At 59.5% G+C, this 17,420-nt stretch carries 15 protein-coding genes; 9 read left to right on the forward strand and 6 right to left on the reverse strand.

The window, feature by feature from the left end; genetic code table 11:
• Positions 1–634 (reverse strand): MFS transporter (locus WFM46_RS18960; RefSeq protein ID WP_336998243.1); only part of this gene is annotated, 634 nt, incomplete at its 3' end.
• Between the two features lie 239 nt (positions 635–873).
• On the opposite strand from WFM46_RS18960, the gene WFM46_RS18965 reads away from it, so the two are divergent.
• Both WFM46_RS18965 and WFM46_RS18970 read left to right on the forward strand, forming a co-directional pair.
• Complete coding sequence (locus WFM46_RS18965; RefSeq protein WP_103179786.1) at positions 874–1,437, forward strand: helix-turn-helix domain-containing protein; 564 nt, start codon at positions 874–876, stop codon at positions 1,435–1,437.
• Positions 1,434–1,988 carry a GNAT family N-acetyltransferase gene (locus WFM46_RS18970; RefSeq protein WP_336998245.1) on the forward strand — a complete coding sequence of 185 codons (555 nt, stop codon included), beginning with the start codon at positions 1,434–1,436 and terminating at the stop codon, positions 1,986–1,988. The genes WFM46_RS18965 and WFM46_RS18970 overlap by 4 nt, the downstream gene beginning before the upstream one ends.
• A 45-nt stretch (positions 1,989–2,033) precedes the next feature.
• On the opposite strand, the gene WFM46_RS18975 is transcribed toward WFM46_RS18970, so the two are convergent.
• From WFM46_RS18975 to opgC, 5 genes are all read right to left on the reverse strand, one after another.
• On the reverse strand, positions 2,034–2,453 hold the full coding sequence (locus WFM46_RS18975) for an ATP-binding protein (RefSeq protein ID WP_214422046.1): 420 nt from the start codon (positions 2,451–2,453) through the stop codon (positions 2,034–2,036).
• 1 nt (position 2,454) lies between these two features.
• Entirely contained in the window at positions 2,455–2,793 is a 339-nt protein-coding gene (locus WFM46_RS18980) for an STAS domain-containing protein (protein WP_156238975.1), read from the reverse strand.
• A complete protein-coding gene (locus WFM46_RS18985; RefSeq protein ID WP_371816555.1) occupies positions 2,790–3,935 on the reverse strand; it encodes a PP2C family protein-serine/threonine phosphatase in 1,146 nt (381 codons plus the stop codon). The genes WFM46_RS18980 and WFM46_RS18985 overlap by 4 nt, the downstream gene beginning before the upstream one ends.
• 71 nt (positions 3,936–4,006) lie before the next feature.
• The gene (locus WFM46_RS18990; RefSeq protein WP_103179790.1) at positions 4,007–4,906 is read right to left on the reverse strand and encodes a hypothetical protein; all 900 of its coding nucleotides are present in this window, start codon (positions 4,904–4,906) and stop codon (positions 4,007–4,009) included.
• Positions 4,907–4,916: 10 nt separating this feature from the next.
• Positions 4,917–6,134, reverse strand: coding sequence for an OpgC domain-containing protein (opgC, locus tag WFM46_RS18995; RefSeq protein WP_336998246.1), 1,218 nt, complete (start codon positions 6,132–6,134; stop codon positions 4,917–4,919).
• A gap of 284 nt (positions 6,135–6,418) precedes the next feature.
• On the opposite strand from opgC, the gene WFM46_RS19000 reads away from it, so the two are divergent.
• The 7 genes from WFM46_RS19000 to WFM46_RS19030 all read left to right on the forward strand — a co-directional run.
• Positions 6,419–8,233 carry a glycosyltransferase family 2 protein gene (locus WFM46_RS19000; RefSeq protein WP_336998247.1) on the forward strand — a complete coding sequence of 605 codons (1,815 nt, stop codon included), beginning with the start codon at positions 6,419–6,421 and terminating at the stop codon, positions 8,231–8,233.
• Positions 8,230–9,561 carry a DUF3131 domain-containing protein gene (locus WFM46_RS19005; RefSeq protein WP_103179793.1) on the forward strand — a complete coding sequence of 444 codons (1,332 nt, stop codon included), beginning with the start codon at positions 8,230–8,232 and terminating at the stop codon, positions 9,559–9,561. The genes WFM46_RS19000 and WFM46_RS19005 overlap by 4 nt, the downstream gene beginning before the upstream one ends.
• Positions 9,558–11,105 (forward strand): DUF3131 domain-containing protein, encoded by a 1,548-nt coding sequence (locus WFM46_RS19010; protein WP_336998248.1) that lies wholly within the window; start codon positions 9,558–9,560, stop codon positions 11,103–11,105. Before WFM46_RS19005 ends, WFM46_RS19010 begins: the two co-directional genes overlap by 4 nt.
• The gene (locus WFM46_RS19015) at positions 11,090–12,484 is read left to right on the forward strand and encodes a DUF3131 domain-containing protein (protein WP_336998249.1); all 1,395 of its coding nucleotides are present in this window, start codon (positions 11,090–11,092) and stop codon (positions 12,482–12,484) included. The genes WFM46_RS19010 and WFM46_RS19015 overlap by 16 nt, the downstream gene beginning before the upstream one ends.
• Positions 12,481–12,915, forward strand: a complete 435-nt coding sequence (locus WFM46_RS19020; protein WP_180210166.1) for a globin — start codon at positions 12,481–12,483, stop codon at positions 12,913–12,915. Before WFM46_RS19015 ends, WFM46_RS19020 begins: the two co-directional genes overlap by 4 nt.
• Before the next feature lie 2 nt (positions 12,916–12,917).
• Positions 12,918–15,590, forward strand: coding sequence for a response regulator (locus WFM46_RS19025; protein ID WP_336998250.1), 2,673 nt, complete (start codon positions 12,918–12,920; stop codon positions 15,588–15,590).
• On the forward strand, positions 15,580–17,420 hold a 1,841-nt coding region (locus tag WFM46_RS19030), incomplete at its 3' end, for a glycoside hydrolase family 2 protein (RefSeq protein WP_336998251.1). The genes WFM46_RS19025 and WFM46_RS19030, both read left to right, overlap by 11 nt.

The raw sequence follows: 17,420 nt of genomic DNA on the forward strand, positions 1-17,420 counted from the left end.
CGGACTGCGGCTCGCCCACCAGCTTCCCTGCCGGGATAAACAGCAGTACGTAAACGAAAAATGGCAGATAGGTTAAGCCCGTGATCAGGAATGTCCCCTTCTGGGATGTCAGGCCAAAGACCAGCCCCACCAGCGGGCCAAACACCGCCGCGACGTTGATCAGGTAGTAGCGCATTTGCAGGGCCAGCGCCCGGCGACGGCGATCGCCCAGCAGATCGCTCATCAGCGCGCGCACCGGGGGATCGACCCAGGCAAAACAGACCCCGATGATCATCAGGCCGGTGATAAACAGCCCCATCCCGCTCGCCTGCGCCAGCGTGATATAGCCCACGGCGGAGAACCCGCACCCCAACAGAAGGATCACCCGCCGCCCCATGCGGTCCGAAATCTGCCCGCCGTACATGCCGAGCACCACCGAGATCAGGGCGCTGCTAGTCATCGCCACGCCAATGGCGATGGGAGACATATGGTAATTCTGGGTCATGATGACGGCGATAAAGGGCCATGCCATAAAATAGCTAAACCGTATGACGAAGGTAAAAAAGAGCAGCGCGTGTACGGTTGCAGGAAATGTTTTTAGCGTCTGAAAAAGCCCCGGTGCCGCGCAGATTTCAGCGGCGGGTTTGGTTGTCATAGGTTGTCCTGTTGGTTATTTTTAATTGTTCTGTTGGCCACGAAATATAGCTGGCTAACTAGTAATAAATTCAATTACCCGCAGGCGCAATAAAAAATTTAACAAAAATTTAATAGGTTTTTTGATCTTGAAATTGTGAATTTTTCTTTTGCGTGATTTTTTCAGCGGTGCTTGACTCGCGTTCAGTGTACAGTATTATCTCTCATTAGAGAATTTTGTCTCACATACGGGAAGTGAGTGTGAACAATCAGGACTACAGAGAAAAGCTGGCGGCACGTCTGGCCGCGCTACGCCTACAGCATAACCGTTCGCTGGAGGACCTCTCTGCGGCGTCGGGGATAAGCAGAGCCTCACTGTCACGCATTGAACGGGGTGAAGTCAGCCCCACCGCGGAAGTGCTCAACCAGCTCTGTAGCGTATACGGCATGACCATGTCCCGGCTGATCAGCGAGGTTGAGCAGGTCGCCGATAACCTGTTCCGGGCCGGGGAGCAGAGCCTGTGGCATGATGAGCTCAGCGGGTTTGAGCGACGCCTGTTAATACCGCCGTCTAACGCCTTCCGCTGCGAAATGATTGACGGGAAATTACGTCCGGGTGCTTATATTGAATATCTTCAGCCACCGGTTCAGGGGCTGGAGCAATATATCTGGTTACATGCAGGGGAGTTGATTATTACCATGAACGCGGAAACATGGCATCTGAAAAAAGGTGACAGTTTACGTTTTCATTTATCGGGAACCTCATCATTCAGGGCACATGAAACTCTCGGCGCCCACTATATTCTGGTGGTATGTAAATCATGATTGAATATAAATGTCTTACTGCTGACGAGGCACGTCAACGCTTCTCAGAATTAGGTGATGTTTTGCAGGCGTGCGTAAAAGATGGCGCGAGTGTCGGTTTTATCGATCCCTCCGACCGTCCTGCCATCGATCGTTTCTGGCAGGAAAAAATAGATAGCCTTGCGCGCCGCGATTGCGATCTTTTCATCGCCCTGGATAACGGCACGGCAGCCGGTACCGTCATGGTTAACTATTGCGCCACGCCTAATGGCCGCCACCGGGCAGAAATTACCAAGCTGCTGGTTCACCCTCAAGCACGTCGCCAGGGAATTGCAAGCGCGCTGATGATGCAGGCAGAACAGTTGGCCTGGGAAAAGGGACTCGTTTTGCTGGTGCTGGATACACGCAGTGGCGACGTGGCCAGCAATCTCTACCGCTCGCTTGGCTGGCAGACCGCGGGGTCGATTCCGTTTTATGCGCAGTCGGTTGAAAACACCCTGGATTCGACCACATACATGTACAAAGTTAACGAAAACGCCAAAGCCGCTATCGCCAGCCCGGCGATCGCGTAAGTTTGCCCCTCTCACCGCCCGGTGGGAGGTTTTGCTTTTCAGCCCTCACCACCCTTTTTCCAGCACCGCAATATTCTTTCCGTCCCGGCGTTCGAGGTCAAAACTGTCTACCGACAGCAGGATCAGTCTGAGCCCCCGGCCACTTTCTGCGAGCAGCGTGTCGTCATCAAACGCCTCATCACGCGCCGCAGCCAGGCGTTCAGCGGGAAAAGGCGTCCCTGCATCGGTAAAGCGCAGGGTCACGCCAGCGTCGGCGGCGATAAACGTCACGTTAAAAAGCTGGCGTTGATCCTCGTGCAGCGCATAGCGGATGATATTGGTCGCCGTCTCGCAGGCGGCAAGATCCAGCGCAAAGCGCCAGGTTTCGTCCACGGGCAGCGAGGCCATCTGCTGCGCCAGCCACTCCGCCAGCGACGAGAGCGAGCTTAACGCGGCCGGAAGCGCAATCTCGTGAGCCACGGCCATATTATTGATTCAGCTGCGCCAGCGCTGCGGCGCGGTCCGGGCAGATGCGGAAAATGCGATCCATCCGGGTCAGGGTAAACATGTTGCGGATGCCGGGGTTCAGCGCGCAGAGCACCATATCGCCTTTACCGTTCATCATTTTCAGCAGGGAAACCAGGGTTCCCAGACCGCTACTGTCGATAAAATCGATTTTGCTGAAGTCGACGATCAGGGCTTTGCGATCTTCACCGATCTCGCGGGTAATCGCCTCCTTAAACGCCGCCGCCACCGAGGCATCCAGCCGACGCACCGCCGGGGTCATAATGTTCACATCGGGCTGCCGCTCTGTATCAATATTCATTGCTCTTCTCCTTTACGCTCAATCACTAAGAGTGAAACATCATCGGCCATCGTTGGCTGCTCCTGGTTTTCCCCGCTGCGCCAGTGAATAAGGTGCCGGGCAAACTGCGCCAGGAGATCGTTCAGTCCGAGGGCGGCCCCGTGCCGCAACGCCTCCTGCAGCCGCTGCGGGCCAAACTGTTCCCCGGCGAGGTTTTCACATTCGGTAATGCCGTCGCTGAACAGGCAGAGCCGCTCGCCTGCCGCCAGCGTGAAGTCGACATCCGTCCAGCTGAGATCCGGCATCAGTCCCACCGGTGCTCCGCCGCTGCCAACGGCTCTGACCTCACCGTCCGGGCTGACGATAAAGGGGGTCGGGTGACCGGCCTGGCACAGTTTCCCCTCGCCGGTGTCAAGATCGATGACGCCGTAAATCATGGTGAAATAGCTGACTATCTCTACCTCATCGCTGCAAAAACGGCCGTTGAGGATGCGCACCACCTCGGCGGGGGACGCCACCTCGTCGTCGTCAGTAAAGAGAAAGCGCTCTACCGCCCTGCCGTGCAAAAACTGGCGGGCCACCGCAAGGGACATCATTGCCGCCCCCACGCCGTGGCCGGAGACGTCCACGCAGTAAAAGCCCAGATGGTTATCCAGCGGGAAGACGTTAAAGATATCCCCGGAAACCCAGGCCGAGGGCAGAAAGAGCCAGTCGGAAAAGTAGTCCCGGTAGCGCTGCTGGTGCGCGGGCAGCACCGACTGCTGGATACGCGCCGCCACCTCGAGATCTTGTTCAATCTGGCGTAGGGCCTCACTAAGGCGGGCGTTGCGGGCGGCGAGGGTCGCCTCCAGGGAGAGAATACGCGCCCCCGCATGCAGCCGCGCCCGCAGTTCGCTCTGCTCGACAGGCTTGCTGAGAAAGTCATCCGCGCCGGCGTCAAAACCCAGCGTCAGATCGTCTGGATTTTCACGGGCGGTAAGCAGAATGACATAGATATAGTGACCAATCTGGCGGCTGCGGATCTCCCGGCACAGCGTCAGGCCGTCCATCTCCGGCATTTCCCAGTCGCTGATGACCAGGCTGACCGGCTGGCTTTCGAGGATCTGCAGCGCGGCGAGGCCGTTTTCCGCCTCGCTGACCTTATAGCCCCACTGCGCCAGCATCCCGCTCAACAGCCGCCGATAGAGCCGTGAATCTTCCACAATCAGTACATGCTGCGTCACTCTCTCGCCCCCTAAAGCGGTAAGAACCAGATAAGGCTAACCGTTCCTTCACGAAACTTTCCGTTGCCGCTCTGGTGGCCGGGATAACGGGTGCCGGAATAGTTGGCATACTGAACGGAGAATGAGCCTGGCGTATAGCCCGCATAGCCGAAGCTGTAGCTGTAATCGCCGTTCCAGGGCTGCTGCTGGCTGCTGTCCGGGAACCAGAACGCCGTGGCGCGCACAAAGAAATGTTGTTTGAAGGTGTAACCGCATCCGCCCAGCATCACGTTTTTGTTTTTGCGGATATCGTTGCTCTCCAGATCGTAATAGCGCGGCACCCAGCTGTAGCCCACCTGGCAGATAATGGCGTCGCCTTTGTTGATCAACAGCGTATTCTCCACCGGTTTCGGCAGCGAGAATTTGTAGGCCAGGGTTACCGCCCCCTGCTCGAAGTAAGTGTGACGACCGCTGCCCGAGGTCCAGAAGCGGTTATCCCCGTAGTTGCTGTACACCAGGCTAAGGGTATTCGCGTGCCAGTCGTCGTAGCCAAAGCTGTAGCGGAAGTCAGCGGTGTAGCGGCTGGTGTCGGTGACCGGTAGACGCGACGTGACGTTGGCAAACCAGTAGCTGTAGGGGGAATATTGCAGGCTCAGGTTCAGCGTCTGGTTATATTTTCGCTTCTGCTCCGCGCTGTCTGAGCTGTTGGGGATAGTCATCCACTGCTCTTTCAGGCCCGAGCTAAAGCTCAGCGCGCCGGAAAAAACATCCTCATTGCCTGAGAAAAGCCGCCCCCAGCGGCTGGTAAATACCCCCGCCTGCACCGGCTCGCCGTTGTTGTCGCGCAGTGTCCCGGCATCCTCCTTCGGCGCCGCCTCTGCGCCGGTGGCAATGCACAAGAGTGCGCAGGCCAGCAAATATCTCTCCCGCATCTCCCCTTCCTTAGTTAGGTATCCAGCGTGCGGCGACGTTATATTTCGCCAGTAGCCACAGCACACCAAGCGCCGCTGCATGTACAACGGTGTTCACTATCCACTCCTGACGCCACAGATCGAAGGTCACAAACTGGCTTACCGCGAGCACGACGTAGACGTGCAAAATAAAGGTATAAAGCGAGCGCTGGCCGAGCGGGATAAGAAACCAGCCCGCCAGCCGGTAAAGAGGTTGCCAGCACCAGGTCAGGAGGAGATAGACCGTCACCATCAGGCAGATATCGTTCAGCACCCTCACCGGGCCCAGACCGTTTTTTGCCGCCCAGGTATGGTAAAAAGCGTTAAAGTCCGCCGCGGGGAGGGTATGCATCAGGAGCGCGGGCGGCATAAAGGGGTTGGTATGATTCTGGGCGACAAAGCCGAGGACCAGCGCAACCACCACCAGCGCCGCGACCACCACTTTGCCGGCGGGAGTGCGAGCGAAAGAGAGCAACTCCTCTTTATACCAGCCGCAACTCATCCCCAGCACAAAAATAAACTGCCACGCCAGCAGCGGAAAGGCGAACTCAAACTGCGACGGGGTTATCCGTACCGGCCATCGCTGCCAGCAGCAGTAAACCAGCAGCGAAAGGCCCAGTAGCCAGTACACCTTATCCCTTTGCAACATACCTAAAAACAGGGGGCTTAACAGCAGGAGAAAGATATAGAGCCCTAAAATTTGCGTCTGGTGAGGGCCAATTTGCAGATAGAGAACAATGTTAAACCAGGTCTCTTTTATCTGCGGCGTCACCGGATAAAGGGACCAGGTGGTGCCCGAAAAACGGTCGGTAAAATGGGTCACTTCAAAAACGTTTATAAAAGGAAAATACCCCAGCAACAGAAAAGATAAAATGATAATAATATTTACCCGATATATTTTCCACGCTCTGAGGTAAAGCCCCCAGGAAATAGTGAGCAAGACAGCTTTTTGTAATCTGGCACGATTTAACATCCCCAGCATAAATCCGGAAAGAATGACAAATCCTTCCGCACCGGTCGTCAGACCAAAACGCTCCCAGGTAAATATATTAAATATCGACATCACTTCTGTATGCGCCACCACCATCATTACCAGCGCAATTCCGCGCATAAAATCAATACGCAGATCGCGATTCCCGGCAAGAGAATAACGCCATGTCCTTGATTTTATGTTTTCTTCTTGCGGTATTGCAGGCGCAATCTGGCTCATAGGGAGTCCTGTTAATGATCCTGAAAAAGCATCGTGCTAATAATTTAGATAGCGTAAATGCCTTCATCTGGCAATTATTGCGGTACACAGGGTAAAACCTTATTAATAATTAACTTTTATTTAAGCGCCCCTAAACTGTTGCAATTTAACCTGCTGGAATATTTTTATCCGCGTTCTACACTTACCTTAAATTATGTTTTTGTGAGCGTTATTTCCGTGGCGTTCTCCCTGTCGGCAACAGGCTTTTAATTTATTGTCATCGTGGAATCAGGATATCCTTCGCTATGGATTTTTATTTTTCCCGTTTTAAACATCGTCGTCCGCCTGAACCGCTTAAAACGCCGCGCTGGGTCATGATGACCTGGCAGGTATTAGCGGTGGCCGCACTTATTCTTGGCGCCAACTATATTTACTGGCGCTGGACGGCCTCATTAAATACCGACGCGCTCTGGTACGCCATTCCGCTGGTGCTGGCGGAAACCCTGGCCTGGATCGGCACGGTGCTGTTCACCATTAACTTGTGGAAGGAAGAGGATCCGCCGCAAACGCCCCCGCCGTCTGAGATCAACGACTGCCTGCGGCCGGAAGATGCCGAAGAGACCAGGCCGATAAAGGTCGATCTCTTTATCGCCACCTACTCCGAAGATGTGGAGCTGGTGCGGCTCTCCATCCGCGACGCCATGAAAATGGCCTACCCTGTCCCGCTGGATTACAAGGTACATGTGCTGGATGATGGCCGGCGTCCGGAGATGAAAGCCGTATGCGAAGAGGAAGGCGCTAATTACATTACCCGCCAGACCAATATCGGCTTTAAGGCGGGCAACCTGCGCAACGGACTTGAGCAGACCGACGGTGACTTCCTGATCATCTGCGATGCCGATACCCGCGTTTTCCCCACGCTGCTCAGCCATACGCTGGGTTATTTCCGCGATCCGGACGTCGCCTGGGTGCAGACGCCTCAGTGGTTCTTCGACCTGCCGGAAGGGGAAAATCTGGCGCACTGGCTCGGGCGCAGGGCGGGTAAAGCGGGATACGGCCTGGGCTGGCTCGCCCAGAAATTTATCGGCCCGGTGACCCTTGGCCGGGATCCCTTTTTCAACGATCCGCGCATGTTCTACGACGTGATTTTACGCCGCCGCAACTGGGCTAATGCCGCCTTCTGCTGCGGCGCGGCCTCGGTGCATCGACGCGAGGCGGTGATGCAGGCGGCGCTGCGCAGCTACGTCTGGACCGTCGAAGAGGAGATCGACCGCCATACCCGGGACATACGCGATCCGGCGATGCGCGAAACCCTGCAGGAGGCCATGCGTCCCCATGTAGCCTTCGATACGGAGCTGACCCCTTATAAATTCCACGTTTCCGAGGATATTTACACCTCTATCCTGCTGCACGGCGATGCCGCGCGCCGCTGGCGCTCGGTCATGCACCCGCGCATTGAATCCAAGATGCTCTCCCCGCAGGATATGCTGACCTGGATGATCCAGCGTTTTAAATATGCCGCCGGCTCGCTGGATATTCTGTTTCACGACAATATCTTCAGCCGCCGCCGCTTTAAGCTTTCCCTGCCGCAAACGCTGATGTATGCCACCACCTTCTGGTCCTACATGGCCTGCGTATGGAATACCATTTTCCTGATCTCGCCGATTATCTATCTCTTTACCGGTATTCCCCCGGTGTCGGCCTGGTCTGAGCCCTTTTATCTCCACTTTTTGCCCTTTTTCATCGTCTCCGAACTGGCGTTTATGTTCGGCACCTGGGGAATATCAGCCTGGGATGGCAGGGCATCGTATCTCTCGTTTTTCTCCATGAATCTCCGGGCGCTCGATACGGTGCTGCGCGGCGAGCAGATAAAATTTCACGTCACCCCCAAAGAGCGGCAGACAGGGCGTTTTCTCTACCTGGTGAAGCCGCAGATCGCTATCGTCGTGCTCACCCTGGCGGGCCTTATCTGGGGCGGAATACAGGTAGCCCGCGGCCAGGTTGACGACCCTTCCGGCTACGTCATCAATATTTTCTGGGGTGCGGTGAATATTGCCGCCATGCTGCCGCTGATTCTGGCCGCCGTCTGGACCCCGGCCGAAGAGGAGGCGAGCCAATGAGAAAACGCGATGCGCTGCTGTCGGCCCGCAGCTACCTCACTATTCTGATCGGTTTCCTGCTGGGCTTCGCCATCGTCGTCTGGGTGGAGAAACAGATGCCTTCGCGCGTGGAGAGCAGCGCGGGCATGACCCTGAGTAAAGATTTCCCACCCCTGCCCGCCACGCGTGAACTCACCTTCGATGAGGCGATCTGGGCCCGGGTAGCCTGGCAATATTATGTCAACAATACCCAGCCGAACGGCCTGGCCAACGCCCACGATGGCGAGCCCTGGTTCAGCCTGTGGAGCATCGGCAGCTATCTTTTTGCCGTGGCGGCGGCAAAACAGCTCAATATCCTGACCACCGGCGAGTTTGATGAACGCATCACCGCGGCGCTATTTACGCTGGGGCAGCTCCCGCTGAATCCCGAAGGGCTACCCGCCGCTTATTATCATGCGGACACGCTGCAAATGCTGGGCAAGCCAGACTCCTCCGCTATCGGCATGGGCCGCCTGCTCAATGCCCTGCAAACCCTGCTGTGGCGCTATCCCCAGCACGCCGCCGCCGTGCGCGACCTCTTTAACCAGTGGAAGGTCGGAGCCCTGATCGCCAGTAATCCCGCGACCCAGGCCGCAGCGCCGCTCCACCACTGGGCACTGGCGGCGGACGAGCCCAGAAACAGCTTCGGTTATCGTCTGTATGCCAGCCATACGCTTCGGCTGATCGACAGCGCGGCGGGGCTGGCGGTGACCAACCCGCCGGAGGGACAGCAGATGATCGATATCGACGGCATTATGGTGCCCGACGAGGGGCTACGTACCCCCTGGGGCCGACAGCCATCGCTTATCAGCCTCCCCTACCTGTTAACCGGCCTTGAGCTGGGCTTCGACGCCCAGAGCGCGGAGATCGCCTGGCGCATTATGCAGATCCAGCAGCGCCGCCACGGGCTGCGGGTGAGCAAGCCGCCCATCAGCACCGACTACGCCGAGCCCGCGCCGGACTACGTAAACGATCTGCCCGATCGCCAGCCGCTGCAAACCAGCGCCCTGCGCGATGCCACCCCGGAACAGACCGCGATCACCTCCACCCGCTCCGCCTTCGCCTGGTACGCCCTGTTCCGCAACGGCTGGAGCGAAGCGCTGCGCCAGCAGGTTCAGACGCTGCAGGTGCCCGGCAAGGGGTGGCAGCGCGGACTTAACCTGAACAGCAGCGTGAATGACGTGATTGACGCTGATACCAACGCCATCGTGCTCGAAAGCCTGGCCTATATTGCCCACGGCCAGATGCTCTGTCTGGCCTGTCTGAGCCTGACGACTTCCCCTACTTCTTCAGCAGGAGCTACGCCATGAAGCTGAAATTTCTCCTCTTTTTTCCTCTTCTGGCCGGGCTTATGGCGTGCTGGCTCACGCTTTCCGCTGCACAGGCCGCCAGCGGGCTGCCGGCCTCGGAGTACGAACCGCGCAGCGGCGAGCTAACTCCCAGGGAGATGGCTATCGCCAAAAACGCCTGGCAATATTTTGTCGCCAACTTCCAGCCCACCACCGGGCTGGTCAATGCGGTAAATAAATACCCCTCCACCACCATGTGGGACAGCGCCTCCTATATGGCCGCCATGACGGCGGCGCGGGAGCTGGGGATCATTGATAAAGCCGAGTTTGACCGCCGGATGCTGAAATTGCTCGCCACCCTGAACAAGCTGGATCTTTTCCGCAACGAGCTGCCTAACAAGGCCTACAACACCATTACCGGCCAGAAGGTGAACTACCAGAACAAACCGGGGGAGATTGGCTTCTCGGCGCTGGATATCGGCAGGATGCTGATCTGGCTAAAAGTGATCAAAGAGCGTTACCCGGAGTATGCCAACAGCATCGATAACGTGGTGCTGGGGTGGGACTTCAGCCACGTTATCGATCCCTGCGGCATGATGTACGGCGCCTACCTGGAGAACGGCCAGCCGAAATATGTGCAGGAAGGACGGCTGGGCTATGAAGAGTATGGCGCGGCAGGTTTCCAGCTCTGGGGGTTTAGCACCTGTCAGGCCAGCCGCCCGCAGCCTTACGAGCTGGCGGAGATCTACTGCGTGCTGGTGCCCTACGACTCGCGCGATCCGCGTCAAACCAGCCAGCATAACTACGTGGTGACCGAATCCTACGTGCTGTACGGCATGGAGTTTGGGTATGACAATCCGCTGGACCGGAATAACAGCCCGCGCGGCTACTCCCATCCGTGGATGAAAAACTTTGCCGACCGGGTCTATCAGGCTCAGGAGAACCGCTACGCTATTACCGGGATACTGTCCGCCCGCTCCGAGCACCAGCTGGATAAGTCGCCCTACTTTGTGTATGACACCGTCTTTAGCGACGGCTTTAACTGGAACACCATCACCGACAAAGGTCAGTATGTCCCCAACACCGCCGCCGTATCCCTGAAGGCGGCGCTGGGGATGTGGGTACTCTGGAACTCGCCCTACACCGACCGCCTGCTGGACACCATTGAAAACGCCAACGAAGAGGGCAAAGGCTACTACGAGGGGCTTTACGAAAACGGCGACGGCCCGATTAAAGAGTTCACCGCCAATAACAACGGCATCATGCTGGAGGCGCTGCTGTTCAAGAAAGAGGGCAAGCTGCTGCGGTTTAATACCGACAACCCGAAAAACCGCGATTTCGCCCCTTCGCTCTGGGACAAAAAGCTGGTGGATCTTTTCGAGCCCAATAATACCCCGCGCAACCGCCCCTTCCTGAGCAGCACACCGGCGGTTAAGAGCTGGTGCGAACAGACCGGGACCACCCAGCGCACGAAACCCGCCTGCCAGGCCTGCCAGTGCGCCGCCTGTAGTGCAGACGAGCCTGTCAAACTGCCGCCGGTGACCGCGCAATGCTTAAAACCGTAGCCCGCTGGCTGGCGGTCGCCCTCCTCCTGCTGCTTATTGCCCTCGCCCTCTTTAGCCGGGAGAGCGCAGGGTGGCGCTGGCTGACGAAGGGCGGCTGGCACACCACCGCGCGCATCGACAGCCTGACGCCGCAGGAGCAGGCGTGGGCCCGCATCGCCTGGCGCTATTTCGAAAATAACACCCAGCCGCAGACCGGGCTGGTGAACGGCAGCGACAAACAGCCGCGGGTCACCCTCTGGCAAATGGGCGACACCCTCATCGCCCTGCTCGCCGCCCGGGATCTGGGGCTGGTGCAGGAGCCTGAGTTTGACGCCCGCCTGACGCGCCTGCTCGGCACGCTTAACCGGCTGACCCTGACCGAAACCCGCACCCCGGGCAGGCTTTACTCCAGCCGGACGGCGACCCCCATCGACTTTACCGGTAAACCGGCAAAGAGCGGCTGGTCGGCAAAGGATATGGCCCGACTGATGCTGGCCCTGCGGCTTACTGCCGAACGCGCCCCCCAGTATCGCGAGTATCTGGATAAGATCATTCTGCGCTGGAACTTCTGCCGGGTGATGGATAACGAGGGGGAACTGTGGTCCGCCTCCGTTCAGAACGGCCAGCCGGTGCTGCGCGAGGAGCTGCGTCTGGGTGAGAGTGAGTACGCCGCCAGCGCGTTTCGCCTGTGGGGATTCCCGGCAGGAAAGGCGTTCACTCCCCCTTCGCGTAATGTGATCCTCTTTCAGCGCAGCCTCGCCGTAGATGCCCGGGATCCGCGCACCACCTGGCAACCTTCGCTGCTGACCACCCTCCCCGCGATGCTGCCGGGAGTGGAGTTCGGCTGGCAGCCGCCCGGCGTACCGTCCGATGTGCAAAAAGCGCTGCGCGCCCGGGCAGAAGGGATATGGCTCTCTCAGAAATCGCGCTGGGAGCAGAACAAAGTGCTCACCGCGCGGGCCGATTTTTATCTCTCCCAGGCGCCCTGGCACGTTGAGGACACCGTCTGGGGAAACGGCTATGCCTGGAACACCCTGGGGGACGACGGCAAATACTACCCCCGGCTGGCGCAGGTCTCTACCAAAGCGGTCTTCCTGCTCTGGGCGCTGTGGGAAAACGACTATACCGATGCTCTGATGGCGGTCACCCGCCATCTCAACAACCCGCAGCAGGGCTGGTTTGAGGGACGCGTTGAGGCGACCGGCGATATCAACCCGACCCTGACCCTCTCCACCAACGCCATGGTGCTGGAAGCTCTCTATTACAAACACAACGCCGGGCCGCTGTTTGAAAACGGCCTTGCGGATGAGAACAGCTATTTCTCCCGCCGCACGACGGATGAATTTAACCCGCCCGGCCTCTGTCTGCCCGGCGAACGGGCCACGAGGGGTGCACCATGAAGTTTTATCGCGATCTCTTTGAGGCAAGCCTGAACCGCGTCTTGCCGGAGAACGACAAAAAGCGCTTTTTTGAGGCCTTCCGGGAGACATTTATCCATATGTCTCCTGAAACGGAGCAGCACTTCGCCCGGCATCCGGAGGCGGAGGGCCAGCAGATGCTCTTTAAGAGCTTTTTCGCCATGCTGGCCGTCGATGGTGCGCTCTTCGTGCCGGACTTTCTGGAGCGGCTGGCGCGAGAGCAGAGCCAAGAAGGGCTGCGCCTGCCGCCGCGGTTTTTCGCCCTCTGGCGGGAAGCGATGCTCAGAACCGTTCGCGCCTGCGATCCCCTCTGCGACGAGGAGATCCTCACCGCCTGGGCAATGGCGATCGCGCCCGGGCTGGAGTACCTGCGCCGCCAGGCGGAGCTGCACTATCAGGCGGGAGGGGAATAACCATGCAAGAGCGATCCTGTTTCGATCTTAACGCGCTGCCCATGGGGGTAATGATCTACGATCCGGCGGAGCGCCTGCTGGCCTGGAACGACCCGGTGACGCGCTTTTACCCGGTCATCACCCCCTGGCTGGCCGTCGGCGCCACCCTGGAGAGCCTGGCGGAAAAATTTATCGATGCGGGCTATAACATCGATCCTGGCCGCCGCCAGACCCTGCGCGAAGCGATTATCCGCAACTGCCGTCAGCCGAGCCATCGCGAAGTGCGGCAGTCGGGTCAGCGGCGGCTCTACGTCCAGCATCAGCGGCTGGCGGACGGCGGCATTATCAGCCTGCATACGGACATCACCGAGCTGGATGAGGCCCAGCGCTCGCGCCACCAGCTGCACGACGATTTTTTACTTACCGCGGAGTCGATCCAGATCGGCATCTGGGACTGGCAGGTCTCCCACGACAGCCTGCAGGTGAACGATACCCTGCTGGCGATGGTGGGCGAGTCACGCACGCAGTTGCTCTATCCGCTGCGCTTTTTGCTTAACCTGGTGCACGAGGAGGATCGCGCCACCCTGCGCCAGGCGATGATCGCCTCGCGCCAGGCGCATATGCCGGTATTCGAATGCGAAATTCGCGTCCAGCACGCCGCCCGGGGCTGGCGCTGGATGTTGATTTCGGGCCAGGTGGTGACTCTCAACATGCAGCAGCAGGCCGAGCGGGTGATCGGCACCCTGCAGGATATTACCCGTCGTAAAGAGGCGGAACTGCTGGCCATAGAGGCGGCGAAGGTGGCCCGGGAGGCCAACGAGGCGAAGAGCGCCTTCCTCGCCAACATGAGCCACGAAATTCGCACCCCGATGAACGGCATTCTGGGCATGACCCAGCTCTGTCTTGACACCCCTCTTAACCCGGAGCAGCGGGAGTATCTTTCGCTGGTCATGAGTTCGGCCCAGTCGCTACTGCATATTATCAATGACATTCTCGACTTCTCCCGCATCGAGTCGGGCAAGATGTCGGTGGATGTGGAGCCGCTGGAGATCCGCCCCTTTATTCAGTCGCTGATCCGCCCCCACATGCCCGCCGCCAGCGAAAAAGGCATTGAGCTGCTGGTGGATATTGCCCCCGAGCTGCCGGAGGTGCTGGTAGCGGACGGTCCCCGGCTGCGCCAGATCCTTACCAACCTGCTGGGCAACGCCCTTAAGTTTACCCACCAGGGCGAAGTGCTGCTGGCGATAGCGCCCGCTGACGATGAAGGTCGGTGGCGTTTTCGCATCCGCGACAGCGGCATCGGCATTCCGGCGGATAAGCAAAAAGCGATCTTCGAGGCCTTCAGCCAGGCCGACAGCTCCACCACCCGCCGTTACGGCGGCACCGGACTGGGGCTGACCATCTCGGCCCGGCTGGTGAGCCTGATGGGTGGGGAGCTGACGGTTGAGAGCCAGCCCGGCGTGGGGAGCGAATTTGCTTTCACCCTGCCGCTGGAGAGCCAACAGGCCGCCGCGCCTGTGGGGCGCTTCAATGGCGAACGGGTGCTGGTGGTGGATGACAACAGCACCAACCTGCGCCTGCTTGATACCATGCTTCACCAGATGGGGCTGGCGCCAACCTGCGTTAATAACGCCGCCGAGGCGCTGCGGCGCGCAGCCGAAGAGAGGCGCTGGGCGCTGATCCTGCTGGACGCGCAAATGCCGGATATGGACGGCGTTTCGCTGGCGCTCGAACTCTCCGTGCTGCCCCAGACCGAGCAAAGCCATATCATTATGCTCAGCTCCATGAGCCGCCATTTTGACGCCAACATGCTTAAGCGCATCGGCATTGCCCACTATTTGCATAAGCCCATTGCCCAGCGCGAGCTGCATCAGGTGATTGCCAGCGTGCTTGAACCCGCCCCTGTTCCGGCCCCGGCCCCCGCGACGGCGCCCGTCCTGCCGCAGGCCGGGCTACGCATTCTGCTGGCCGAGGATAATCTGGTGAACCAGAAAGTCGCCCGGCGTCTGCTGGAGCGGCTCGGCCACCGCTGCGAAGTGGTCAATAACGGGCGCGAGGCGCTGGAGCGCTGGCGGGAACACGCCTGGGACATTCTGCTGATCGACCTGCAAATGCCGGAGATGGACGGCGAAACCGCTATCCGCCTGCTGCGGGAAGAGACGCAGGCCAGGGGGGGCGCCCACCAGCCCGCCATCGCCATGACCGCCCACGCCATGCAAGGAGATAAAGAACGCTGCCTGGCGATGGGGTTCGACGGCTATATTGCCAAGCCGGTGAGCCAGGAGGCGTTGCAGCAAGAGATTGCGCGCGTCGGCCCGGAGAATCATAGCCCGCAGAGTGATAAAGGGCTGCCGGACGAAGCCCGGCTATTAAAACAGTGCGCGGACGATCCCGCTCTGGTACAGGAGCTGCTGGATCTGTTCGGCGAGGGGCTCGACGAGGCGGTAGCAACAATAGCCCGGGCGATCGACAGTGATGACCGCGAGGCTCTGGGCCGGGCGGCGCACCGGCTTCGCGGCGAAGCCGCCACCCTCGGCTTTACCGGACTGGCAGAGCGGCTCCAGCAGTTAGAGAGCCAGGCGACAACGCTGGACCCGGCCGGGCTTAAGGCGCTGCGCGGCGAGCTCTTCAACGAGGCCGGACGCGGTGCCGCCTGGCTGCACCACCGGGCGCAGGAGATAAATCATGATCCCTAAACTTATTCTGCCGCTGGTCGTCTGGCTTCCGCTGGCGCAAGCGGCGCCTGTGCCGGTCACCTGGTCGCTGGCCGGGCAGTGGCGCGTGCATGATGCCAACGACAATACTTTTAACGGGGCCAGCGCCCCTGACAGCGGCTGGCGCACGCTTCGGGTGCCCGCCAACTGGTACAGCGCCGGATACGATCATCAGGGCGCGCTCTGGTACCGTCACGAATTTACCCTGCCGGAGCGCGCGCCGGATACCATGGCTACCCTGGTGTTTGACGGCGTGGATTATTTCGCCGACGTGACGCTCAACGGCAAAACGCTTGCCCGCCACGAAGGCTATTTCCAGCGCTTCCCGGTGGATATAAGCGACGCCCTGCGCCGCCATAACCGGCTCGCCGTTCGGGTGGAGAGCCCGTTCGAAGATCCGAAAACCATCTGGCCGCTGCACAAAACCCTGGTCAAAGGGGTGCTTAACCAGCACGACACCCGCCCCGGCGGCGCCTGGTCCGAGCACGGTCAGGATGCCAACTCCGGCGGCATCTGGGCGCCGGTGAAGCTGCACCTGAGCCGCGGCGTGACGATTGACGAGGTGATCCTGCGCCCGGACTGGCGCGAGGGGCTGCATAACCCCATCTTGCGCGCCGAGATTCGCTACCGGGCGCTGGCGGATGGGCCCGCCATCCTGCGCCTCTCCGCCGCGCCGGACAATTTCAGCGGCCCGGACTTTCAGCAGGACTTCCCGGTCACGCTCAACAGCACCGCCGGCACCCTGAACGTCTCGCTACCAATGCGCTCCGCCAGGCTCTGGTGGCCGGTGGGCGTCGGCAAGCCGAACCTCTACCGGGTGCGAGCCTCGCTGCGGGATGACCAGGGGCTGATGGATACCGCCCTCACCCGAACCGGGTTACGCAAGCTGGAGGAGCAGCCGGACAATAAAGGCTGGCTCATCAACGACCGTCGGCTGTTCATCAAGGGCAGTAACTATATTGGCTCCCCCTGGCTCGGCACCATGACGCGGGCAAAATACCGCCGGGATTTCGAACTGTTGGAGGCGATGAACGCCAACGCCATTCGCGTCCACGGGCATGTGGCAGGCCGCGCGCTCTATGATGTAGCGGATGAGATGGGGCTGATGATCTGGCAGGATGTGCCCCTGCAGTGGGGCTATGATGACAGCGTCGCCTTTGCCGATAATGCGGTTCGCCAGACCCGTCAGATGGTTGAGCAGTTCGGTAACTCGCCGGCCATCATCGTCTGGGGCGGGCACAACGAGCCGCCCTGGAACTCACCGTGGATGGAAAAACGCTTCCCGGACTGGAACAAAAGCTTAAACCAGTCCCTGACGAAACGGGTGGGCGACACGCTCGCGGAAGATAGCTCCCGCATCGTGCACCGTTTTTCCGCCGTGGAGGAGCACTACTGGGCGGGCTGGTACTTCGGCACGATACGCGATCTGCTGGCGCCCGCCAAAACCGGGATTATCACCGAGTTTGGCGCCCAGGCGCTGCCGCGGCTCTCCACCCTGAAAACCTTCATCCCTGAGAGCCTGATGTGGCCGAAGAGTACGGCGGCGGACGATCCCGGCTGGACGCACTGGAAGTACCATAACTTCCAGCCCTTCCAGACCTTTAAATTCGCCAATATTCCCCGGGGCAATACTATCCAGGAGATGATTGCCAATACCCAGGCGTATCAGGCGCAGCTGGTGGCGACGGCGGCGGAGAGCTATCGCCGACAGCGCTATCAGCCGGTGACGGCCCTCTTCCACTTTATGTTTGTCGAAACCTGGCCCTCGATTAACTGGGGGGTGGTGGATTACCTGCGCAAACCGAAGTCGGG

The sequence above is a fragment of the Leclercia sp. M50 genome (assembly GCF_037150775.1).
GTDB lineage: Bacteria > Pseudomonadota > Gammaproteobacteria > Enterobacterales > Enterobacteriaceae > Enterobacter.